Here is a 21811-nt window from a genome sequence, read left to right as displayed (position 1 = left end):
TTTTTTGCGAATTTATAATCGCTTAGGGCAATGTCCATAAAGAATCCGTAAAATACCTCTTGCTGTCATAAAAATGATGCAGACACTGAAAGCCTGCGGCTTCTGCCATACGGTGTATATCTTTGAGGTCATACTTCTGAGAGCGTTCCATAAATATGGCTTCCCAGGCATCAAAATGGAAAGTTTGCTGCAAAGCTTCTATATACACCTCCTGTTCTTTTTTACTTACCAGATGGCTACGGATAGAGCCCTCCAGAGGATCGTATATGGGAAAATACTCAAAAGAAGAAGTATCAAAGTTACCTCCAAGCTCTCGGTTTATCCGCTCTAACAAATTGATTTTAAACGACTTAGTTATGTCATTCTTATCAAAGTAGGCATTCAGTATGGTTTGAGGATCTTTCTTTAGGTCAAAGCCAATAAGTAGCCTATCTCCTGATTTTAAGTAAGAGGCCACTTTTTTCAGAAAGTCGATACTTTCCTCACTACTGAAGTTGCCGATATTAGCTCCCAGAAAAAGTACGACTTTTCTACTTTCTTCATCGCTTTGGTCCAGCTTTTCGAAAGCGCGAAAATAATCATCGCAAATACCTTTAACTGATAAGCCAGGCATATTTTCATTCAGATCTTTTGTTAGGGTTTTTACGATATTGGCAGAGATATCTATAGGCACATAATCAAAGCTGGTCGAAGATTTCCAGAAATGTTTCAGCAGTACTTTGGTCTTCATGCCATCACCGGCTCCAAACTCTATCAGTTTAAATTTATCTACCCCTTCGCCAAAGTGTTTAAGCATTTCAGCTTTATGCAGCTCAAATATTTCATACTCGCATCGCGTTGGATAATACTCTTCCATATCCATAATCTGCTGGAAAATGGCATCGCCTTTTTTGTCGTACAGGTATTTGGATGAAAGATATTTTTGCTCAGCCTGCAGACCTGTTTGTACATCTTCTGCAAAATTTGGGTCAATGTCGGGCATGTCTATGGTTGATAATTGATCATACTCGCCCTCGGTGGCAGTGTTAGAAAAGTTGTTAGTCTTCATTTAAAAATATTCAGCTAGTCTGATGCCGGTAAATTGCCAGCGTTTATCAGGTTGAAAAAAGTTACGATATGTACAACGAATGTGACTTTCCGGAGTGGCACAGGAGCCACCTCTTAACACAATTTGGTTACTCATAAATTTGCCATTGTACTCCCCTAGCGCACCCTTCTCGCGTTGGTAAAAAGGATAGGGCAGGTAAGCACTTTGAGTCCACTCCCAAACATCGCCCATCATCTGCGCTGGAGTATCCTGAGTAGGGGCTGCCTGTAGTGCCTGGGGCTGTAGAATTTCTGTTTCCACAAAATTTGCTCTATGAAGCTTGTGTAGGTTCTGATCATACTGCGCAAGTTTGCAGGCTACTTCCCATTCCTGCTCGGTAGGCAAACGTTTGTTTTTCCAACGGGCATATGCATCTGCCTCGTAATGGCTAATGTGGGTAACTGGAGCATGTTCGTCCAATGCCTGCAAACCATGTAGCGTATACTGGTACCACCTTCCTTCTATCTGATGCCAGTACTGAGGAGCCTTAATAGCGTGCTGCCTTACATAATCTCTTCCATCAGCCAGCCAAAGGTCATAGTTGTCATAACCTCCTGCTTCCATAAACTCCAAGTACTCTCCATTCGTAATCAGTCGGTTAAGTAAACGGAAGTTGTGCAGAAAAACCTGGTGTGCACCCTCTTCATTATCGTAGTGAAAACCATCTCCACTGAAACCAATGTCGTATAGCCCTTCTGAAATTTCAATGTACTCCTGCTTGCTCAGGTCTGCCTTTGGTTTCCAGGTTTCTGTATGCTGAAGGTAAGCCGGAAAAAGAGGGTTGTTACCTAATATATATTTGATATCTGTTACCAGCAATTCCTGATGCTGTTGCTCATGGTTAAGCCCCAACTCAGTAAGTTCGCTTAATACTGATTGAGCTTCAAACTCTGCTGTATGCATCCAGTCCAGCATTTGCTCATCTACGTATTTACGATAGAGATAAACATCTTCGGTAGATGGGCGCGTCATGTTACCGCGATGGTCACGCAGCATTTTATCGCCCATACTCTCGTAATAGCTATTGAAGATAAAGTTGTAGGAGTCATCAAAAATCTGATAGTCCTTTTTGTATGGCTTCAAGATAAACTGCTCAAAAAACCAGGTAGTATGTGCCAGGTGCCATTTAGGCGGACTTACGTCCTGTATGGGTTGCACTACATAATCTTCTGTTTTAAGAGCTTTGCAAAGCTTGGTAGAGTGTGCTCTTACATCCTGATACATTTTGGCTAGAGGTGATACTTGTGCCTGCGCCAGATCAGATGTTGAGGATTGGTTAGGGTGTATCATAAAAAAATAGTCTCAAGTAGGAGTTAAATTAAACAATCAAAAATTCTAGGGATGTGTTTAGAATTCAGTTAAATAAATTCAACGATAATCTACCAATTATGTGTTCTCTCTCCAAAAAAAATTAGGCAGCTTGTCTTCTGCACTACTTATAAAAAAAAAAAGGTAGTCTGCGACTACCTTTTGTAAAACCTTGTTCATTATTTGAATTAGTTGTATTCTATCTCAAACTGTACTAAATCTATAAACTCCTGAACACGTCCTTCCAGTTCATCAGCAGTAAGTTCAATTAGTTTCTCTGGTCCGAATTGCTCTACACAAAAAGATGCCATAGCCGAACCGTAGATTACGGCACGCTTCATATTTTCAAAGCTAATATCTTTAGTGCTTGCTAAATGCCCAATAAATCCACCTGCAAAAGTATCACCGGCTCCGGTAGGGTCAAATACATCTTCTAGTGGTAAGGCCGGTGCAAAAAAGATTTGTTCATCGCTAAACAGTAGGGCGCCATGCTCTCCTTTTTTTATAATCAGATACTTAGGTCCCATTGCCATTATTTTTTTGGCTGCTTTTACAAGTGAGTATTCACCAGAAAGCATACGAGCTTCTTCGTCATTGATAGACACAACATCTACCATGCCTATTACTTCTTTGAGCCCACTTATGAATGCTTCTTCCATCCAGAAGTTCATCGTATCCAGCACTATCAGTTTAGGACGTTTATGAAGACGCTCTATCACTGTCTTCTGCACCGCAGGCGTTGCATTGCCCAGCATCAGGTATTCGCAGTCCTGATAGCTTTCTGGTATAATAGGGTCAAAATCACCAAGTACGTTGAGTTCTGTTACTAATGTATCTCTGGTATTGAGATCAGCATGATAGCGCCCTGACCAGAAAAATGTTTTCTCCCCTTTTTTAATCTGCACCCCTTCAGTATTGATGCCATGCTTTTGCATCATGTTCAGGTCTTCCTGCCTAAAGTCCTCTCCTACTACACCTACCAGTTTAGTCTGATTGGTAAAGTAAGAAGCCGCCATGGCAATATAAGTGCCTGAACCACCAATAATTTTGTCGGACTTGCCAAAAGGTGTCTCAATCTGATCAAATGCAACACTTCCGATTGCTAATAAGCTCATAAAATTTGGTTTAGCTGATAAAAAATACTTTGCTAGTTGCGAGTAACAACTTTAGACTTTGCAAAAGTACCAATCAATGGCTCTTGATCAAATGAGTACTCAAACTTCGCAAATTTATCCAGTGCTGTAGTCGTGTTTATGCAGGATTTAAAGGGGGTAAATGACTTTTTTAAAATTAAGAAGTGCTGATGCTGATATTGACTATGTTCGGATACCTCCTGCTCACATAAAAATAGTAATGCTGAGGCTACCTCCCTGGCTTCCTCTCCCTGCCCGGCTAGCTGGTGCCCTAAATTTAAGATAAACTGGTTCTTTTTAGAAAAATGGGCCATCCATTGCTTCCAAAGCACCTCTGAAGGCTGGTCTACCCTCCCCTTTACAATTATATTGAGCGTAAAAGCAAATGGCCCACCATTACGATAGGCAATCCACCCCAGTGGAGCTGGGCTCTGGTCAAACATAAGCCGCAACCAGTGTAAAATAACTTTGGAAGACTGGGCAGACAAATCCAGAACCTCTGGTTGGCTAGTATAAATGGTAGCTATAGCCTCAGCAACACTTTCCAGCTCAGCCTTATTTATTCTCTTAAAGGTAAATTTTCTATTAAGTAAGGTATGGTTTGCGCTTACTTTTACTTCTTCTTTGAGTACGTCATTTACAGACTCGTACTTCCACAATTCATCTGTAGCTATGGGCTTAAAACCATAAAATTCATAAAGATCCGCAAAGTAAGAAGCCTGAGTAGATAAAAAAGGAACTCCCTGCCGCAACTCATCCTGTAAAGCTACCCCGGGCAGCTGAAAAGGAAGAAAGCTAAGCGGAGCTTTCATAGATTTTACCCCTTGCTGTGCCAGCCAATGCTTGCTCTCATCAAAGAGTGATGCAGCGGCTTTAAAGTGATTGATACAATCCAGCAAACCAATAAAGCCCTGGGGATGGTCTGTATGTTCTGGGTGCTCTACAAAAGCTGCGATTCGTCCTATCGTTTGTCCTCTAAAATTTGTGAGTATCCAAAAAGCGGCATCCCCCCTATCGTAAAAAGAAGATTTGCGATAAATCAGCGATTTTATTTGTTTTTGCTGCGACCTAGACCACATTTTACGCTGGTGGTTTAGGCGAGAGGGTAAGTGAACAAATTCGCTCACCAAATCTCTGTCGGTAACTCTTATTAGCTGCATGGATGAGATGATATATGCAGGCCAAAACCCTGCCTTTGATTTTTTTCTACGCTTATGGAAAAGGACAGGACAGACTTACAACTTTGGTTATTTTTTAAGAATTAAACTTTTATATTTGTGACTGTTCGTGATTCAAATTCCGTCCAAAATATATGAATTTTAAATCGTAAATTATTGTGATACCGGTTGTTTTGGAATGATATATATCACATGATTTTTTCCTTTTCCAATACCAAAAATCGTGGCTTAATCACTATTTAAAGACAAATAAAAGGAAAAAAGTTAACAAAACACTCATAATTATTACATTACTAACCTAGCCAAATATTCAATGGGCAAAATCATAGCAATCGCTAATCAAAAAGGAGGGGTAGGAAAAACAACCAGTGCGATCAACCTGGCAGCCAGCCTGGCAGCACTGGAGTACAAGACATTAGTAGTAGATGCTGACCCACAGGCCAACTCTACTTCAGGCTTAGGATTTAACCCTAAAGAAATAGAGAATAGTATATACGAGTGCATGGTAGACGAAATTGAAGTTAAAGACACCATCGTAGAAACTGATACCAGCTTTTTATACCTCCTGCCCTCTCATATTGATCTGGTGGGTGCTGAAATTGAAATGGTAAGTCTGGACAGCCGGGAGACCAGAATGCGTGAATCGCTTACGCCTTTAAAAGAGGAGTATGATTTTATTATTATTGACTGTTCACCTTCGCTAGGTCTTATTACTATCAATGCACTTACCGCTGCCAATTCTGTAATTATTCCTGTGCAATGCGAGTATTACGCACTGGAAGGGCTAGGCAAACTGCTTAATACCATTAAGATTATACAATCCAGACTTAACACCAGTCTGGAGATAGAAGGTATACTGCTAACCATGTATGATGTACGCCTGCGCCTTTCTAACCAGGTTGTAGAGGAGGTCAGCAACCACTTTCAGCACATGGTTTTTAAAACCTTAATTCCCCGTAATATTAAACTTAGTGAATCGCCTAGTTTCGGACTGCCAGCCATAGTGCACGATGCCGAAAGTAAAGGAGCTCTGAGCTACCTTAATCTGGCCCGAGAAATATTGGAGAAGAACGGGATCACTATTTAGTTTTGTTCAGTGTAGAGGAAAGAATATCAAATAAGATGTCAGGAAAAAATCCTAAAAGAAAAAATGCTTTAGGCCGTGGTTTGGGTGCTTTATTGGAAGACTCAGACTCGAGCAGAAAAGAGCAGGCTGTTAAAGAAGTTAGCAGCATAAACGAAATTTCTCTCAATACTATAGATGTAAACCCCTTCCAGCCCCGAAGTAACTTTGATCAGGAAGCACTGGAAGAATTAGCGGAGTCCATTAAAGTTCAGGGAATTATTCAGCCCATCACAGTTAGAAAGATGGGTAACGATCGTTTTCAGATCATTTCTGGAGAGCGTAGAGTGCAGGCTTCAAAAATTGCTGGCCTGGACATGATTCCCGCCTATGTGCGTATGGCTAATGACCAGCAAATGCTGGAAATGGCTCTGATAGAGAATATTCAGCGTGAAAATCTGAACTCTATAGAAATCGCACTAAGCTATCAGCGCCTCATCTCTGAGTGTGACCTGCGCCAGGAGCAACTTGGAGAAAGAGTAGGTAAAAACCGCTCTACTGTAAACAACTACCTGCGCTTGCTTAAGCTTCCGCCAGATATTCAGGCGGCCCTCCGCGATAACCGTATATCTATGGGGCATGCAAGAGCTATTATCAACGTAGAAAATGTTGATCAGCAGCTCCATATCTTTGAAAAAACGATTAAAGAAGACCTGTCGGTTAGGAAGGTAGAAGCCTTGGTACGAGAGCTTTCTATGCCTCGCAAAAAGGAAAAACCTAAGGAAGAAGTAAATCCTGAGACTGCTTACCAGCTGCGTCAGATACAGACTAAGCTTTCTTCGCACTTTGGCACCAAAGTACAGATTAAAAGCAGTGGTAAGGAAAAAGGCGAGATCAAAATCCCTTACGTTTCTGCCGATGACCTAAACAGAATACTGGAACTATTAGAGATGTAAGCTCTATGCTGTGGAAAACAGGTATCTTTTGTGCATTATGTTTGGTAACACAGCTTTTTTCTGCCACAAACTGTCTGGCACAGGAAGAAGAAAGCGAAGCTACTCCTGAGACTCAGGTTATCATGGAAGATACCATTGAAATCAACGATCAGGTACTTATAGGTACGGATCAAAAGGGAAATGATGCTCCCCCGGATTCTGTGGTTATCTTTACAGGAAGAAACAGCAAGAAAATTCCTCGCAAGGCGGCCCTTTATGCTGCCGCTCTGCCTGGGTTAGGGCAGGTTTACAATGGAGCATACTGGAAGGTGCCGATTGTCTATGGCACCTTTATTACTTTGGGCTGGTTTGCTACCTGGTATAACGATCAGTACCTCGTTTTTCGTCGTGCCTACATTGCTTTGGATAATGGGCTTCCAGAACAAAATCCTTTAATTAACTCCGTAGCTGCACAAGGATTGACACAGGTAACCAATAATTTGGAGACAATTCGTCGCCAGAGAGATTTTATGTATATACTAATGGCAGGAGCTTATGCCCTCCAGATTATGGAAGCCATTGTAGATGCGCACCTTATTGAGTTTGACGTTAGCGAAGAGCTTAGCCTGGAAATTCAGCCTTCTGCAGGCCAATACTACGCTCTCTCTTCTGGTGGAGGTAGTTTTGTGCCAGCTGCTGGCCTTTCACTATTTTTAAACATAAAGTAAACATGAACATTCTTATACTCGGATATGGCAAAATGGGAAAAACCATTGAGCAATTAGCCATTGAGCGAGGTCATACCATCGTAGCCAAGGTAGATGTAGACAAACGTGACGAAATATTAGAAAACCTGAAGCCTGAAGAGGTAGATGTCGCCATTGAGTTTACCCAACCGGATGCCGCCCCCTTTAACATTCGTTACTGTCTAAAAAACAATATACCTGTAGTATCCGGTACTACCGGCTGGCTGCAAGAGAAGTCGGCTATAGAAGATTATTGTATAGAGCAGAATGGTACTTTTTTCTATGCCTCTAACTTTAGTATAGGTGTTAATATTTTCTTCAGGCTCAATGAGATTCTGGCTGGCATCATGAATGCTTACCCCGACTATAAGCCTTCTATGGAGGAAATACACCACACCCAAAAGAAAGATGCGCCCAGTGGTACTGCCATTACCCTGGCAGAGGGTATGCTCAAGTCATTAGACACTAAAAATGACTGGCACCTGGAAGAACAAGCGGCAGAGGGCTCCGGACAGAGTATTGCCATTACCTCTAAAAGAGAAGGGGAAGTGCCTGGTACACATATTGTTAAATATCAGTCTGAAATAGATACTATAGAGATTAAACATGAAGCCCATACCCGTAAAGGTTTTGCTCTTGGTGCAGTTTTAGTAGCGGAATGGATTAAGAACAAGAAAGGAATTTTGGGCATGCATGATTTCATAAAATTTTAATTCTTTATCTTTAGAGGCATTATTTGTTTTCTACTGGCGTTAATCAGAAGTATAAAAAGTTTGTTCTGAATCAATTCATATGGCGACATTTCTCAAGAAAAAAGACCCCAATACCACAGAGAGTAGTTCTTCTAAGCATAAAGCTCCTAAGTCTAAGACCCGCGAATGGGTAGATGCAATAGTATTTGCAGTAGTCGCAGCTACCCTGATTCGGTGGTTGTTTCTGGAGGCATTTACCATACCTACTCCCTCCATGGAAAGGTCTCTTCTCGTAGGTGACTTCCTTTTTGTAAGCAAAATGCACTATGGGGCAAGAACTCCAAAAACACCGCTTCAGGTACCCTTAACACACCAAACCATTTGGGGCACCGACATTCCTTCTTATGTTGACTGGATTCAGCTACCTCAGTTCAGGTTACCTGGTTTTTCAGATGTAAAGAGGAATGATGTAGTAGTATTTAACTTTCCTACTGAGTTTCAGCACCCTACAGACCTCAAGACAAATTACATCAAACGATGTGTAGGCTTACCGGGAGATGTTATCAAAGTGGAAGACCGTCAGGTAATCGTTAACAACCAGCCTTTGGATGCTCCAGAAGGTGCTCAGTTCAGATATTTCGTAGCTACTGACGAAGTTATCAATGATCGCGTTTTTGATAATTTTGAAGTGTGGGAATACAATCTGACACAGGGTGGTTATGTGGTACTTTGTACACCTGAAATTGCGGATGAGTTTGCCAAGCTACCATTCGTAAATGCTGTACATTCGGCTGCTTATAGTGAAGATCAGGTCAACCCCAGAATATTTCCTGATGCCAGCCTTTTTCCATGGAATGCAGACTTTTTCGGTCCCTTAGAAGTACCTGCAAAAGGTATGACTGTAAGCCTGGATGAAGCTAATCTTGCCAAATATGAGGTAGTGATTCAACACTATGAAGGTCATGAAGATGTAGAGAAGAAGGATGGTAAATTATACATTGACGGTCAGGAAATTAACGAATACACCTTCCAGCAAGACTACTATTTTATGATGGGTGACAACCGGCATAATTCTGAAGACTCACGCTTCTGGGGTTTTGTACCAGAAGATCATATTGTTGGCAAAGCTTTCTTTATCTGGTTGTCTGTAGACCCTAATGGAGGATTTATCGACAAAATCAGATGGAATCGCTTATTTAACTTGATTGAATAATCAAAGTATTACTACTTTATAAACAACCGAGGTTCTAAGCTAACGCTTAGAACCTTTTTTGTTACCATTCAATTTCACCCTTACCTTTATCGCTCAGGTACTCATTGGCTTTCTTGAAGTGATTGTTTCCAAAAAAACCTCTATCTGCCGAAAAAGGAGAAGGATGTGGAGATTTTAAGACAAAGTGTTTGTCTTCATCAATTATGCTACCCTTCTTCTGAGCGTATGCGCCCCAAAGCATAAATACTACATTTTCTCTCTCTTCGGATATGTGCCGGATAACAGCATCGGTAAACTCCTCCCAGCCTTTCTTTTGGTGAGATCCGGCCTGCCTGGCCCTTACTGTAAGAGTAGCATTTAGTAAAAGTACCCCTTGCTCAGCCCAACGTTCCAGATTACCGCTGGGAGGTAATTCCTTACCAAATTCATTTTTTATTTCTTTAAAAATATTGACTAAGGAAGGAGGCATACGAATACCATCTCTTACCGAGAAAGCTAATCCATTGGCTTGATTAGGTCCATGGTAGGGATCCTGACCTAAAATAACCACTTTTACATCTTCAAAAGTCGTGAGGTCAAAGGCTCTGAAAATTTCTTTTCCGGGAGGATATACTGTTTGATTACTGTATTCAGTCTTAACAAAATCTACCAAACTTAAAAAATATGGCTTACTAAACTCTGCGGAAAGATGCTCTTTCCAGGAGGGCGCAATTTTTACATCCATTAGTTGAAGAATTAATTCTGCTGTTTAGGTTATTTTAAACTATTGAGTATATTTATCGTAAAAAAAGAAAGAAAACAATAAAATGGTAACTGAAGTAACAGAAGGTGTAAAAGTAACAGTTGTTACTGAATATCAGCCTGACTATTCTAGTCCAGCCCAAAACCATTATGTATTCACTTATCATGTTACTATTGAAAACAACAGTCAGCATACCGTAAAGTTACTGAGAAGACATTGGTTTATTGCTGATGCGGGTTTTCCGGTACGTGAAGTTGAAGGCGAGGGCGTGGTAGGTAAGCAACCCACCCTGGAGCCTGGCGATACCCATCAGTATGTTTCTGGCTGTAACCTTAAATCCGGCATTGGAAAAATGTACGGCACTTACCTTATGGACCGGGTAGTAGATGGCAAAAACTTTCTGGCCGCTATTCCTGAGTTTCATATGATAGCCCCCTACCGCTGCAATTAATTGAGCAGATTCTCATTAGTCAAGGGATATATTCACCATTGGTTGCATGCCGTAAACCGACACTCTTTACATGCGCCTTTTGTATATCAGCTGTATGAAAAAGTAATAGCCGCTGATAATAAAGAAGCCATTTTTGATAGTATTGAGGCTTACAGAAGGTCTTATTTACAAAACCCACGTGCAATAAATATCAATTCTCCGGGAGCTCCCTCACAAGCCAGCAAACAACAAAATAGGAAGGTAAGTAACATAGCAGCGCACAGCCTTAGCCAGGCCAGGTTTTCTCGTATGTTATTTCGGCTTATACAATCTCAAAATCATACTGTCATTATTGAATTGGGCACCTCTTTGGGCATTAATACGCTTTATATGTCTGCTGCTAACCCTGATGCTGAAATCTATACTTTTGAAGGCTGTGCCAATACTGCTCAACTTGCCCGACAGCTATTTAATGAGTGGCCATACAAAAATATTAAGCTGATAGAGGGCAATATTGATCAGACTCTTCCTCAATCTCTCAGAAAGCTGCCCAAAGTTGACATGGCGTACCTGGATGCTAATCATCGCTACGTACCTACTTTAAACTATTTCCAGCAACTGCGTGCAAAAACACATGAGCAAAGTGTTTTGATACTGGATGATATTTATTGGTCAAATGAGATGCGACAAGCCTGGGTGGAGCTTTACCAGAGACCAGACATAAGCCTGAGTTTAGACCTTTTTGATGCTGGCATGTTGTTTTTTAATGCTGCGCACATGAAGCAACATCATGCCCTCATGTTTTAGTTTTTTCCATAATCATGAATAGTTCTCTACCCTGTCTTGGCTTTATGGAATTATAGCATCTTTCAAAGGTTATAATCTGGAAATGGGATTTAAAGTAGGTAAGGTATAGGCTTTTATTGCCACCAAATGGTGGGTGGTCTTCAAAGAGGGGATCATCAAAAAGTACACCTACCAGCTTCCCTCCATCTTTAAGAAGACTTAGCATTTTATTCACATATTGGCCTCTTAAGTCTGGCTGCAAAGCACAAAAGAAAGTTTGTTCCAGAATAAGATCATAATTACCTTCCAGTTCAAAAAAATTCTGGTGAAGTAACTGTTCTTTTGGAAAATCAGGGTAGTTCTTCTGAAATTGCCGCAAAGGGTAGAGCGAAATATCTAATACGTAGGTACTATGAAATCCCTGCTGATATAGATAGGCCGCCTCGTAAGCATTGCCAGCTCCAGGAATTAGAATAGAAATATTTTTATCAGTCAGTTGATCTACATACTGTTGTATTGGAGGGGAAATCTTGCCTAAATCCCATCCTGTATGCTGATTATGATAACGTTCTGTCCAGTAATTTTCATCTAGAGGCATCATGGTAAGTATGAAAGAAATATTTTACTATTTTTACGCACTGAAGAACAAATAAACTAATCTATATATGTCAAACAATCAGAGTGACCCACAAAGATCAAAAAACAGAAATATTCTTATAGCAGTGATAGGCGTGTTGCTCCTGGCAAATGTGGTTACTTTCTTCCTGTACTATCAAAACAATCAGGAAATGAGTACCGAGCTACAAAGTAGCAAGGAGGAGTTGGAAGAGACCTACAACAAGCTGGAGTCTATGAGCAATGAACTCAACCTGAAAATTGAGGAGTTGCAGAAATTGGGAGAAGACGTAGAGGAACTTCGTTTGATCCGGGAAACTTTAGAGCAGGAAAAGGAGCAATTACAAAACCAGGGGCAGCTTGCTCAAAAAAGGTATGATCAGATCAGAAACCGTGTAGAAGGCTATCGCGAACTCTTGCTTAACAAAGACAAAGAAATTGCTGAACTCAAAGAGCTTAACGAGGCACTTTATGCAGAAAACACCGAACTTAAAGAAGACCAGCGGGAGCTTAGTAAGCAGATGAATCAGGTAAAAACAAGCAATGAGCAGCTCTCAGAAAAAGTACAGGTTGCCTCACGCCTGGAAGCAGAAAACATTAAGATTGAAGGAGTTAACAGCCGTGGAAACGCTAAAGAAAGAGATCGTTACCGTAATAATCAGATAGAAAAGCTACAGCTTTCTTTTAACCTGGCTAAAAATGATGTAGCACCGGTTGAAGGTAAAGACATCATGGTTCGTATTATTGATCCTTCTGGTAAAGTTATTTTTGATGTAGCTAAAGGCTCTGGTACTTTTATGCAAGACGGTAAAGAAGTATTTTTTACCCAAAAGCAGGAGATCCTTTTTGACAATACCCAGCAAAAACTAACTTTCTTATATGAAAAAGGTAGCGAGTATGAGGAAGGCCGCCATACCATAGAAATTTACGCCGACGACTACGTAATTGGTAAAGCTAATTTTGAAGTACGCTAGATTAACAGCTCTATAGAATAAGAAATGCCGCTAAATGCGGCATTTTCAGTATATACCATCCAACAAGCTTGTCACCTCATCTTCTTTTTATCTACCACAAACCCCTCTGCAAAAACTTTATACTGGTCAAAAATGGAACGGACAGCTCCCTGCAGATATCGCTTATCATTAAAAAACTGGTTTCCAAACACTCCTGATGCATAACCCTGCCAGATAGATTTTTTACGTTCCCGATCATAGATTAAAACGAGTAGTGTCCCTTCTCTCAAATTATACTTTACGGGGTCCATTTCCTGGTCAATAGACTCTTCATATTCTATGAACATCTCAAGGTCTGGCTGTTCATAGCCCGTAAAGAAAAGGCTATCATAAAAGATCTTGTATGATACTAACAATCGTGGGTTAGTTTCTGAAAAATCGTAGCCTTGCAATTCCATACGTGCACGTATAGACTCTTCAATAATATTATTTTGAATACTGGAGTCAGGACCTGAGCTCCTGGTGTCTAAGAAATTGAAGGTTTTGTATCGTTTAAAGTCACCCTCAAAACTGTAATCAGATTCAACCGGAAACTCTTTATAACCCATACAGCTAGCTAAAAAGAGCAGGAAAAGAAAAGTAATAGAGTAAGTAGCCTTCATAGTTTAAGTGATGTAGATTATATGCAGATATTTAAATATAATAATAAAATATTATGACTCTACACCGATATTGCATAAATATCTTTGGGTAAAAGGTTTCATTATGTAAGCTTACCGACAATTACCCTATTAGGCATACTTCATTACCACATGCGATTCATTTTGAGTAGGTATGCCTAGCAGCTACATGTTAATTTATCTACCCTACTATGCGGATAAGCAATGAGATTACAACCAAAACTTATACATAAAGTTTGGTTTATAGCATATTTACTTCCCATATAATACAGGCATAGGCTAGAAAGCGGACAAAACGAAATAGCGCGAACAAAAGGAATTTGCGTGCAGGAAATTCAGCACTTCCAACCAACATGCTTACTCCCGAAAATGGCAGTGGAGTTAAAGCAGCCACAATAACAATAAAGCCCCCAAAACTGAATAAGTACTTTTCGTACTTACCGAATACTCTTCTCTTGAAAATCTTGAAAAATCGCGTGTTTTCCAGATATCTGCCAATTAAAAAGCCTAGGCTACCCGCCAGATATGAAATCGCAGACAATATAAGCACTACCAGTACATAAGTCTCCAGATTATTATGCCGTAATCCCCACATCATAAAAATTTCTGGAGGAATAATTCCAAAAAGCAACTCCGACAAAGAGTAAATAGTGTAAACTAATGTGGGGGAGTCATATACAGGTTTCAGCCAGGATAAATAGTCAACATCTACATACTTTTTGAATAAAAAGAAGCCTGCGATCAGCAGGCTCAGCCAAAGAAGGCCTTTAGCCAGATTACGAGATAAAAAAACAAGCTTTTCTTTGTCCACATTTATAAAATTATCCAGGAGAGGATTGCGTTAATCACTGACAGTACTACCCCAAAAATAAGTGCCCACCAAAAATTCTTGATCTTAAGCCCTGGCAGAATTGCATCTACCAACATAAGCATCAGGGCGTTGATTACTAAAATAAACAGTCCAAAAGTTAGAATGGTCACCGGTATGGTCAAAATCACCATTAGCGGTTTAATTACGGCATTTACTATCGCCAGGACTATAGCGGTCAGTATAGCACTCCAAAAATTCTTGATTTGTACACCTTGCAGCAGGTAGGCAGCCAAAAACACAGCTATTGCGTTTACTAACAGTTTAGCTAACATAATATTTAATTAAAAAATAATAGTATCTGGTGTTACGTACTTTTCCAGCTTTCCTAATCCTTCCGACACTTCCGACCAATTATCAATTTCAAAACTCAGGTTTACCATTCCGGCAGGCACCATATTTCCAATAGCCTCTCCACTAAGGTACTCTGCCAGATAAGAAATTGAAGGGTTATGAGCAACCACAATGAGCTTGTTCCAGTGAGGTTTAGCTTCGTTTATAATTTGCAACATACTCCTGACAGAAGCATTGTATAGCTCTTCCACATAAGCAATTTTATGCTGCTCATACTTTAGTTGTTCTGCCATAAGCTCAGCAGTAGCTCGGGCACGCTGAGCACTGCTGCTCAGCATAGCGTCTGTGGAAACATTAAGTTCAAAAAGATACTTTCCGACACGGGGTGCATCGCGGTAACCTTTGGCAGTAAGATCTCTTTCTATATCTTTGATACCAGCTATAGCTTCTGCAGCTTCAGCGTGACGTACTAAAAACAAATTTTTAACCATTTGTAGAAGTATATGTTAATGAAAAAACAATTCTCTTTATTTGCAGCGAATATTACAATAAGTTGTGTGTAAACTTCTTATCACGTAGTTTAACTCAACAATCAACCAGTACACTTTACGTACTTATTTCAATAATTGATTTATAAAGCAAGCCTAAGATGCCCAAGAACCTAGTTATAGTAGAATCTCCAGCAAAAGCAAAGACCATAGAAGGATATTTAGGAAAAGATTATGTAGTAGCTTCCAGCTATGGTCATATTCGCGATCTTCCCAAAGATGATAAAGCAATTGATATAAAAAATGGTTTTAAGCCTACATATGAAGTTTCTCCTGACAAAAAGGATGTTATTTCTCAGCTCAAAAAACTAGTAAAAGACTCTGAGCTGATCTTCCTGGCTAGTGATGATGACCGTGAAGGAGAGGCAATTTCTTGGCACCTGAAGGAAGAGCTTAAGCTGAAAGATGAGCAAACCAGACGTATTGTCTTTCGGGAGATTACCAAAAATGCCATACTCAATGCCATACAAACTCCAAGAGGAATAGATCTGGATCTGGTAAACGCACAACAGGCACGCCGTATACTGGATCGCCTGGTTGGTTTTGAGCTGTCACCTGTGCTGTGGAAAAAAATTAAGAGAGGACTATCCGCTGGACGGGTACAGTCGGTCGCTGTTAGGCTGGTAGTTGAGCGTGAGCGCGAGATCAAAGACTTTAATGCTAAGTCTTCTTACAAAGTATCTGCTGAGTTTTTTGTGGACGAAAACAGCATACTAAAGGCAGACCTGCCTAAAAAGTTTGACACCGAAGAAGAAGCTCTGGCTTTTCTGGAAGCATGCCGCGATGCAGAATACCAGATTGATAAACTTGAGAAGAAGCCGGTAAAAAAATCACCTGCTCCACCCTTTACCACTTCTACCCTACAGCAGGAAGCTTCTCGCAAACTAGGCTTCTCAGTTTCTCAAACCATGACACTCGCTCAGAGACTTTATGAGGCTGGTAAAATAAGCTATATGCGTACCGACTCAACCAACTTATCTGAAGAGGCCAGAGATGCTGCCGCAAAGGAGATTAAAAGTACTTTTGGAGATAAGTATCATCATCAGCGTACTTACAAAACAAAGTCTGAGTCAGCACAGGAGGCGCACGAAGCTATTCGCCCTACCGATTTTTCTGCCAAAGAAGCTGGTAAAGAAAGAAACGAGCAGCGTTTATACGAGCTGATCTGGAAACGGGCTATTGCCTCTCAAATGTCCAATGCCGAAATAGAACGTACTTTGGTTACTATTGGCATTAACTATAAAGGCCAGGCAGGCAATGATATGCCAACTCATTTTAGCGCTACAGGTGAGGTGATCAAATTTGACGGTTTTCTTAAGGTCTACATAGAGTCTACGGACGATGAGGAAAATGACGAAGACCGAAAGGGTATGCTGCCACCGCTAAAGGAAGGACAAAAGCTTACGCTGGACTTTATGAAAGCACGACAAGGCTTTACCCGCCATGCGCCACGCTATACAGAAGCGAGCCTGGTAAAAAAACTGGAGGAGATGAGTATTGGTCGTCCGTCTACTTACGCACCTACCATCTCTACTGTACAAAAAAGAGGTTATGTGCTCAAAGAAGACCGCCCTGGAGTGGAGCGACAGTACAAAGAGATTACTTTTAAGAAAAAAGAAAATAAAATTGAAAACCAGACACTAACCGAAACTACCGGCGCAGAAAAGAAAAAGCTTTTCCCAACTGATGTGGCTATGGTAGTGAATGACTTTCTGGTAGAGTATTTTGAAAACGTCATTGATTACTCTTTTACTGCTCGTGTAGAAAAAGAGTTTGACGAAATAGCGCAAGGCAAAAAGGAATGGGACAAGATGCTGGACGAATTTTATCAGCGTTTCCATTCTAAAATTGAGAGCTCTGAGCAAATAGACCGTTCGCAGGTAAAAAGTGATCGCTTACTGGGCGATGACCCTAAGACAGGCCTTCCTGTAATTGCTCGTCTGGGTAAGTTTGGCCCTATGGTACAACTGGGAGAAACAGACGGTGAAGAGAAACCTAAATATGCCAGTCTGAGAAAAGGGCAGTTTATTGAAACCATTACGCTGGAAGAGGCCATGGAACTCTTTAAGCTACCGCGCGAAGTAGGTGAGTTTGAAGGAGAAATGATTACGGCCAATATTGGTAGATTTGGTCCTTACGTACGTCATAAAAATCTCTTTGCTTCCCTCCCCAAAGAGGACGATCCACTGTCTGTAGACCTGGAGCGTGCTACTGAGCTTATACTGGCTAAACGCAAGGCTGAAGCAGAAAAGTATATCAAGGTTTTTGATGAAAATGAAGATGTGCAGGTGCTAAAGGGACGCTATGGTCCTTATATTAAAGTAGGAAAGAAAAACGTAAAAATTCCTAAAGATAAAGAGCCTTCTGAGCTTACACTGGAAGAATGCCTAGAACTGGCTGAGAAAGCCCCCGAAAAGAAAGGAAGAGCAACTAAGGGCAGAGCTAAAAAGAAATAAAGCTCTAATATTAGCTTGAATTACATATCATTTAAAGTTGGCCATCTCAAAGTTTATGAGGTGGCCTTTTTTATTTATCCTCAAGTTTTAACCTTCTCTACCTTGCTAGCTAGAAGTGCCTATAGCCAACACTTTTAAATCGATATTTATAGATAATTCCCTCGCTATGCAACCCCCTGCCTAAGTGTGGCATCTATCTATAAAACTACCAAAGCATGAAACATCATTTTATCACCTCGTCCTTCATAGGTATTTTGCTACTTGTCTTTTGTACTACCAATAGCACAGCGAAAAGCATTAGTAAAACAGTAGCCCTTCCATTCAGTAAACTTACCATCTCTGATCGGATTAATCTTGTTCTGCAACAAGGAGAGCAGCAGGTTCTCGAGATTGATTATTTCCAGATTGATGAAAAAGATATTGTGATTGAGGATAGTGGAAAAAAGTTGAACATATACCTTAAAGGCTGTAAAAGAGGCTGTAGTTATAATGAATATTCTGAAGCCAGGGTACTAGTTAAGCTGACCTACAAAAACTTGGAAAAGCTAATAATAATGGGTGATAATAATGTTCAACATCTGGGTAATATGAAAGCTCAAAAATTTACCCTTAAATCATATGGCGACAATAAGATCAGTTTTAAAGCCATAAATGCTGATAAATTTAAGACCTCCCTATATGGTGACAACCACCTTAAAATAGAAAGCGGAAACGTGACCCAGCTAAAATTAAATACCCTGGGAGACCATACAGCTGACTTAGGCAAGCTAATTTGCAAACAAGGCAAGGTAAACTCCTTTGGTGACAGTGTGCTAGACCTGAATGTAGCACAGAAACTTAACCTCACCAGCCTGGGCGACTCTGAAGTACAGTGTACTGGCAATCCCTGGATAGACAAAAAGCTGGTCCTTGGCGATTTAAGTTTAAAAGTATATAACTGATTTAACTATGTGACAGCTCTGCACGTGCAGCTTTTCTCCTCATAAATCTTTTTATCAGGGGGTAAGCCAGTACGGATACCAGAATGATGAGGGTACCTACATAAAAACCCTCTGTCATTTCTTCTTTGTCACCAAAAAATATTAAGGCCATCACAATACCGTAGACCGGCTCCATATTGGTTGTCAGGTTAACAGCGAAAGCCGATACATTTCGCATGAGTTCCACTGAAGCAGAATAGGCATAGACCGTGCAGACTACCGCCAGTATCATTAGGTACATCCAGTCCATACTACTGGGAAGCCAATAGACTATGCCACCTTCACTTATGTAAGAAGCATAGAAAGGAATAAACAATAGTGTGAATAAAAAAGCACCAGCCATTTCATAAAAAGTGATTGTATAATGGTAATGCTGCTTGGTAAACTTGCTATTGATTACTGTAAAGAGTGAGGCTAAAAAGGCGGAGGCGATGGCCATAAAAAGACCTAAAGCATGATTGAACTCAAAACGAAAAATAATATAAAGACCTATAATCGCCAGCACCCCTAAAGCCACTTCATAAAACCGAATCTTTTTACGGTAAAAAAATGGCTCTATAAAACTTGTCCATAGAGAGCTGGTAGCCATACCTGCTAAACAAACTGATGCAGTAGATACTCTTGCTGCCCCAAAAAATAATATCCAATGAGCTCCAATTAACCCTCCTGTTAAGAGTAGCTTTGTTGCTGTTCTCTTATCTAAAGCTATGGGCTTTTTACTCACATATAAAAGAAGGAGCAGCGCCAGGCTTGCGATTAAAGTACGATACAACACAATTTCTACTGAAGGAATACTAATCAGCAAACCCAGTATAGCTGTAAAGCCCCAGATTAATACTACAAAATGGAGCTGTACATAATGTTTAACTTGAGAAGACATTATCGAGGAACGAATTTGTATAGGGCCAGACCAATAAAGCTAAAAATGATATTAGGAATCCAGACTGCTACAATTGGATTCATCGTATTGGCTTCGGCAATGCTACGGGCGAAGATGAAAAAGATGATAAACAAAAAGGCAATACCAAAACCCATAGCAATCTGAAACCCTGAGCCTCCCCTACTCTTTCGGGCTGACATAATTACTCCAATAAAAGTGAGGATAATGGCCGTAAAGGGCGACATATAACGTATATATTTCTCTACCTGATATAGAGGAATGTCGTTTGCTCCACGCTCTCTGAGCAAGGAGATATGCCGGTTTAATTCAGACAAAGTTAGAGTCTCGTACATACCATAGGTGCTACCAAAATCTTTAGGATGAATGTTCAGAGTTGTATCCATTTCATTGCCTGAATCTATAGATTCCTGCATACCATCAAATGTATGTCGTTTCCACTGCTTAAGCCGCCATTTAGAGGTAGTAGAGTCCCATTCTATGCGACGTGCCGAAATCTTTTCCAACATCTGGTTTCCTTCTATCTTCTCCAGAGTAAAGCGATAGCCTACATCCGCATTGTTGTTATAGCTTTCCATATAAGCATAGGCTTGAGGAGAAATCTTCATATGAATATTGCGCTCATCATAGTAAAATGGGCTTTTTACATATTTAATTTCAAATGCTATGCGCTCTTTATTGGCATTTGGTATAACCCAGCCATTTAAAAGGAAACTGACTGCCGCAATAAACATTGCACCTATCATATAGGGTAAAAGCATGCGGCGAAAGCTGATGCCACTACTAAGAATTGCAATAATTTCTGTATTACCGGCCAGCTTAGAAGTAACAAAAACAACCGCGATAAAAACTGTTATCGGTGTTATCAGACTAGCTACATAGGGAATGAAATTTACATAGTATGACAGTATCTGAGCGCCTTCCAGCTGGTGCTCCAGAAAGTCATCATTTTTCTCTGTATAGTCTATCACACTGACTATAGATACCAGTAGCAATACCACAAAGAAAAAAGTACCCAGAAACTTCTTGAGAATATAGAGGTCTAGTATTTTCATTTACCCTTTTGCACGTTAAAGTCTTTGCATAAGTTTATCTACCATAATATTTTTCCAGCTGGCAAAATCCCCTGCTTCTATATGCGTTCTGGCCTGCCTTACCAGCCATAGGTAAAACGTTAGATTATGTATACTGGCTATCTGTGCACCTAAGATTTCCTTGGCATGCACCAAGTGTCGCAAGTAAGCCTTACTATGGTAAGTACTCACATAGCCCCCAAGCTCTTCATCTATGGGGCTCAGGTCATTTTTCCACTTTTCATTCCTGATATTAATAATTCCCTGAGTAGTAAACAACATGCCATTTCTGGCATTTCTGGTGGGCATAACACAGTCAAACATATCCACCCCTAGTGCAATGGATTCTAAAATATTGGCTGGTGTACCTACTCCCATCAGATAACGCGGCTTGTCTGCCGGCAGTATATCACATACCAGTTCGGTCATTTCGTACATCATTTCAGCTGGTTCGCCTACCGCCAAACCACCAATAGCATTACCATCACGCTCACAGGAAGCAATAAATTCGGCAGACTCTTTTCTCAAATCCTGATATACACTGCCCTGCACAATAGGAAAAAGGGTCTGCTCATAACCATATCGTCCTTCTGTGCTGTCAAATCGCTCGCAGCACCTTTTTAACCAACGATGAGTCATCGCTAAAGAATTTTTGGCATAATCGTACTCACAGGGATAGGGTGTGCATTCGTCAAAAGCCATGATGATATCCGCCCCAATGCTACGCTGAATATCCATTGCAGCTTCAGGAGTAAACACATGCCTGGAGCCATCTATATGAGACTGGAAAGTCACGCCCTTTTCTTCAATCTTACGGTTTTCCGCTAAAGAATAAACCTGATAGCCTCCACTATCGGTGAGAATAGGGCCATTCCACCCATTAAACTTGTGCAAGCCTCCGGCATTTTCCAGTAACTCCAGTCCCGGTCGTAAATACAGATGATAGGTATTGCCTAAAATAATATCAGCTTCAATGTCTTCTTTTAGCTCTCGCTGATGAACCGCCTTAACGGTACCTGCCGTACCAACCGGCATAAATATAGGAGTATGTATGGGCCCGTGGTCGGTATGTAAAACGCCGGTGCGGGCTTTAGACTTTGCGTCTTTTGTTTGTAATTCAAACTTCATAATAT

General features: G+C 40.6%; 23 protein-coding genes. 10 read left to right on the top strand and 13 right to left on the bottom strand.

Annotated elements, in window-relative coordinates; genetic code table 11:
- Positions 1 to 22: 22 nt before the first annotated feature.
- The 4 genes from egtD to PZB74_RS16045 all read right to left on the bottom strand — a co-directional run bounded on the left by egtD (position 23) and on the right by PZB74_RS16045 (position 4688).
- Entirely contained in the window at positions 23 to 1048 is a 1026-nt protein-coding gene (gene egtD, locus PZB74_RS16060; RefSeq protein WP_302237916.1) for an L-histidine N(alpha)-methyltransferase, read from the bottom strand.
- Positions 1049 to 2377 carry an ergothioneine biosynthesis protein EgtB gene (gene egtB, locus PZB74_RS16055; protein ID WP_302237914.1) on the bottom strand — a complete coding sequence of 443 codons (1329 nt, stop codon included), beginning with the start codon at positions 2375 to 2377 and terminating at the stop codon, positions 1049 to 1051.
- A 206-nt stretch (positions 2378 to 2583) separates the two neighbouring features.
- Positions 2584 to 3510, bottom strand: coding sequence for a PfkB family carbohydrate kinase (locus PZB74_RS16050; RefSeq protein WP_302237913.1), 927 nt, complete (start codon positions 3508 to 3510; stop codon positions 2584 to 2586).
- Between the two features lie 32 nt (positions 3511 to 3542).
- Positions 3543 to 4688 carry a hypothetical protein gene (locus PZB74_RS16045; RefSeq protein ID WP_302237911.1) on the bottom strand — a complete coding sequence of 382 codons (1146 nt, stop codon included), beginning with the start codon at positions 4686 to 4688 and terminating at the stop codon, positions 3543 to 3545.
- A 331-nt stretch (positions 4689 to 5019) separates the two neighbouring features.
- Between PZB74_RS16045 and PZB74_RS16040 the strand changes: the two genes are divergently transcribed.
- From PZB74_RS16040 to lepB, 5 genes are all read left to right on the top strand, one after another.
- On the top strand, positions 5020 to 5793 hold the full coding sequence (locus PZB74_RS16040) for a ParA family protein (protein WP_302237909.1): 774 nt from the start codon (positions 5020 to 5022) through the stop codon (positions 5791 to 5793).
- A gap of 35 nt (positions 5794 to 5828) precedes the next feature.
- On the top strand, positions 5829 to 6725 hold the full coding sequence (locus PZB74_RS16035) for a ParB/RepB/Spo0J family partition protein (protein WP_302237907.1): 897 nt from the start codon (positions 5829 to 5831) through the stop codon (positions 6723 to 6725).
- Between the two features lie 5 nt (positions 6726 to 6730).
- On the top strand, positions 6731 to 7432 hold the full coding sequence (locus PZB74_RS16030; RefSeq protein WP_302237905.1) for a DUF5683 domain-containing protein: 702 nt from the start codon (positions 6731 to 6733) through the stop codon (positions 7430 to 7432).
- A 2-nt stretch (positions 7433 to 7434) separates the two neighbouring features.
- Positions 7435 to 8163, top strand: a complete 729-nt coding sequence (gene dapB, locus PZB74_RS16025; protein WP_302237904.1) for a 4-hydroxy-tetrahydrodipicolinate reductase — start codon at positions 7435 to 7437, stop codon at positions 8161 to 8163.
- A 79-nt stretch (positions 8164 to 8242) separates the two neighbouring features.
- The gene (gene lepB, locus PZB74_RS16020) at positions 8243 to 9355 is read left to right on the top strand and encodes a signal peptidase I (protein WP_302237903.1); all 1113 of its coding nucleotides are present in this window, start codon (positions 8243 to 8245) and stop codon (positions 9353 to 9355) included.
- A 61-nt stretch (positions 9356 to 9416) separates the two neighbouring features.
- On the opposite strand, the gene ung is transcribed toward lepB, so the two are convergent.
- Positions 9417 to 10079, bottom strand: coding sequence for a uracil-DNA glycosylase (ung, locus tag PZB74_RS16015; protein ID WP_302237901.1), 663 nt, complete (start codon positions 10077 to 10079; stop codon positions 9417 to 9419).
- 82 nt (positions 10080 to 10161) lie between these two features.
- On the opposite strand from ung, the gene apaG reads away from it, so the two are divergent.
- Together apaG and PZB74_RS16005 are read left to right on the top strand one after the other, a co-directional pair.
- Positions 10162 to 10548: a Co2+/Mg2+ efflux facilitator ApaG/CorD gene (gene apaG, locus PZB74_RS16010; RefSeq protein WP_302237899.1), complete on the top strand. Its 387-nt coding sequence runs from the start codon at positions 10162 to 10164 to the stop codon at positions 10546 to 10548.
- On the top strand, positions 10549 to 11334 hold the full coding sequence (locus PZB74_RS16005; RefSeq protein WP_302237897.1) for an O-methyltransferase: 786 nt from the start codon (positions 10549 to 10551) through the stop codon (positions 11332 to 11334). It begins immediately after the preceding gene.
- Here the strand turns inward: PZB74_RS16005 and PZB74_RS16000 are convergent.
- On the bottom strand, positions 11324 to 11914 hold the full coding sequence (locus PZB74_RS16000) for a methyltransferase domain-containing protein (RefSeq protein ID WP_302237895.1): 591 nt from the start codon (positions 11912 to 11914) through the stop codon (positions 11324 to 11326). The genes PZB74_RS16005 and PZB74_RS16000 overlap by 11 nt on opposite strands.
- Before the next feature lie 64 nt (positions 11915 to 11978).
- On the opposite strand from PZB74_RS16000, the gene PZB74_RS15995 reads away from it, so the two are divergent.
- Positions 11979 to 12902, top strand: a complete 924-nt coding sequence (locus PZB74_RS15995; protein WP_302237893.1) for a DUF8428 domain-containing protein — start codon at positions 11979 to 11981, stop codon at positions 12900 to 12902.
- A 71-nt stretch (positions 12903 to 12973) separates the two neighbouring features.
- Here PZB74_RS15995 and PZB74_RS15990 read toward each other — a convergent pair whose 3' ends face one another.
- From PZB74_RS15990 to PZB74_RS15975, 4 genes are all read right to left on the bottom strand, one after another.
- Positions 12974 to 13543, bottom strand: coding sequence for a DUF4136 domain-containing protein (locus PZB74_RS15990; RefSeq protein WP_302237892.1), 570 nt, complete (start codon positions 13541 to 13543; stop codon positions 12974 to 12976).
- A gap of 259 nt (positions 13544 to 13802) precedes the next feature.
- Positions 13803 to 14372 carry a VTT domain-containing protein gene (locus PZB74_RS15985; protein WP_302237890.1) on the bottom strand — a complete coding sequence of 190 codons (570 nt, stop codon included), beginning with the start codon at positions 14370 to 14372 and terminating at the stop codon, positions 13803 to 13805.
- A gap of 2 nt (positions 14373 to 14374) precedes the next feature.
- On the bottom strand, positions 14375 to 14704 hold the full coding sequence (locus PZB74_RS15980; protein ID WP_302237888.1) for a phage holin family protein: 330 nt from the start codon (positions 14702 to 14704) through the stop codon (positions 14375 to 14377).
- A 9-nt stretch (positions 14705 to 14713) separates the two neighbouring features.
- Positions 14714 to 15214: a SixA phosphatase family protein gene (locus PZB74_RS15975; RefSeq protein ID WP_302237885.1), complete on the bottom strand. Its 501-nt coding sequence runs from the start codon at positions 15212 to 15214 to the stop codon at positions 14714 to 14716.
- 158 nt (positions 15215 to 15372) lie between these two features.
- Between PZB74_RS15975 and topA the strand changes: the two genes are divergently transcribed.
- Both topA and PZB74_RS15965 read left to right on the top strand, forming a co-directional pair.
- Positions 15373 to 17727, top strand: a complete 2355-nt coding sequence (topA, locus tag PZB74_RS15970; RefSeq protein WP_302237883.1) for a type I DNA topoisomerase — start codon at positions 15373 to 15375, stop codon at positions 17725 to 17727.
- A 215-nt stretch (positions 17728 to 17942) separates the two neighbouring features.
- Positions 17943 to 18668 carry a GIN domain-containing protein gene (locus tag PZB74_RS15965; RefSeq protein WP_302237881.1) on the top strand — a complete coding sequence of 242 codons (726 nt, stop codon included), beginning with the start codon at positions 17943 to 17945 and terminating at the stop codon, positions 18666 to 18668.
- A 1-nt stretch (position 18669) separates the two neighbouring features.
- Here the strand turns inward: PZB74_RS15965 and PZB74_RS15960 are convergent, their stop codons facing one another.
- From PZB74_RS15960 to tgt, 3 genes are read right to left on the bottom strand one after another with little or no spacing between them, the layout of a single operon-like run.
- The gene (locus tag PZB74_RS15960) at positions 18670 to 19587 is read right to left on the bottom strand and encodes a DMT family transporter (RefSeq protein WP_302237879.1); all 918 of its coding nucleotides are present in this window, start codon (positions 19585 to 19587) and stop codon (positions 18670 to 18672) included.
- On the bottom strand, positions 19587 to 20660 hold the full coding sequence (locus tag PZB74_RS15955) for an LptF/LptG family permease (protein WP_302237878.1): 1074 nt from the start codon (positions 20658 to 20660) through the stop codon (positions 19587 to 19589). Before PZB74_RS15955 ends, PZB74_RS15960 begins: the two co-directional genes overlap by 1 nt.
- A 15-nt stretch (positions 20661 to 20675) precedes the next feature.
- A complete protein-coding gene (gene tgt / locus PZB74_RS15950) occupies positions 20676 to 21806 on the bottom strand; it encodes a tRNA guanosine(34) transglycosylase Tgt (RefSeq protein WP_302237876.1) in 1131 nt (376 codons plus the stop codon).
- Positions 21807 to 21811: the final 5 nt, after the last annotated feature.

It is taken from the genome of Porifericola rhodea (assembly GCF_030506305.1).
GTDB lineage: Bacteria > Bacteroidota > Bacteroidia > Cytophagales > Cyclobacteriaceae > Catalinimonas > Catalinimonas rhodea.
This window is presented reverse-complemented; position numbering and strand designations above follow the sequence as displayed.

Bases quoted from the DNA above. Each gene is read 5' to 3' on its own strand.
- PZB74_RS16050 (WP_302237913.1), bottom strand. From the start codon at position 3,510: ATGAGCTTATTAGCAATCGGAAGTGTTGCATTTGATCAGATTGAGACA.
- PZB74_RS15960 (WP_302237879.1), bottom strand. From the start codon at position 19,587: ATGTCTTCTCAAGTTAAACATTATGTACAGCTCCATTTTGTAGTATTA.
- PZB74_RS16030 (WP_302237905.1), top strand. From the start codon at position 6,731: ATGCTGTGGAAAACAGGTATCTTTTGTGCATTATGTTTGGTAACACAG.
- PZB74_RS15980 (WP_302237888.1), bottom strand. From the start codon at position 14,704: ATGTTAGCTAAACTGTTAGTAAACGCAATAGCTGTGTTTTTGGCTGCC.
- dapB (WP_302237904.1), top strand. From the start codon at position 7,435: ATGAACATTCTTATACTCGGATATGGCAAAATGGGAAAAACCATTGAG.
- PZB74_RS16000 (WP_302237895.1), bottom strand. From the start codon at position 11,914: ATGATGCCTCTAGATGAAAATTACTGGACAGAACGTTATCATAATCAG.
- egtB (WP_302237914.1), bottom strand. From the start codon at position 2,377: ATGATACACCCTAACCAATCCTCAACATCTGATCTGGCGCAGGCACAA.
- PZB74_RS15955 (WP_302237878.1), bottom strand. From the start codon at position 20,660: ATGAAAATACTAGACCTCTATATTCTCAAGAAGTTTCTGGGTACTTTT.
- apaG (WP_302237899.1), top strand. From the start codon at position 10,162: ATGGTAACTGAAGTAACAGAAGGTGTAAAAGTAACAGTTGTTACTGAA.
- PZB74_RS15995 (WP_302237893.1), top strand. From the start codon at position 11,979: ATGTCAAACAATCAGAGTGACCCACAAAGATCAAAAAACAGAAATATT.
- PZB74_RS15965 (WP_302237881.1), top strand. From the start codon at position 17,943: ATGAAACATCATTTTATCACCTCGTCCTTCATAGGTATTTTGCTACTT.
- tgt (WP_302237876.1), bottom strand. From the start codon at position 21,806: ATGAAGTTTGAATTACAAACAAAAGACGCAAAGTCTAAAGCCCGCACC.
- lepB (WP_302237903.1), top strand. From the start codon at position 8,243: ATGGCGACATTTCTCAAGAAAAAAGACCCCAATACCACAGAGAGTAGT.
- PZB74_RS16045 (WP_302237911.1), bottom strand. From the start codon at position 4,688: ATGCAGCTAATAAGAGTTACCGACAGAGATTTGGTGAGCGAATTTGTT.
- PZB74_RS16035 (WP_302237907.1), top strand. From the start codon at position 5,829: ATGTCAGGAAAAAATCCTAAAAGAAAAAATGCTTTAGGCCGTGGTTTG.
- PZB74_RS15975 (WP_302237885.1), bottom strand. From the start codon at position 15,214: ATGGTTAAAAATTTGTTTTTAGTACGTCACGCTGAAGCTGCAGAAGCT.
- topA (WP_302237883.1), top strand. From the start codon at position 15,373: ATGCCCAAGAACCTAGTTATAGTAGAATCTCCAGCAAAAGCAAAGACC.
- PZB74_RS16040 (WP_302237909.1), top strand. From the start codon at position 5,020: ATGGGCAAAATCATAGCAATCGCTAATCAAAAAGGAGGGGTAGGAAAA.
- egtD (WP_302237916.1), bottom strand. From the start codon at position 1,048: ATGAAGACTAACAACTTTTCTAACACTGCCACCGAGGGCGAGTATGAT.
- ung (WP_302237901.1), bottom strand. From the start codon at position 10,079: ATGGATGTAAAAATTGCGCCCTCCTGGAAAGAGCATCTTTCCGCAGAG.
- PZB74_RS15990 (WP_302237892.1), bottom strand. From the start codon at position 13,543: ATGAAGGCTACTTACTCTATTACTTTTCTTTTCCTGCTCTTTTTAGCT.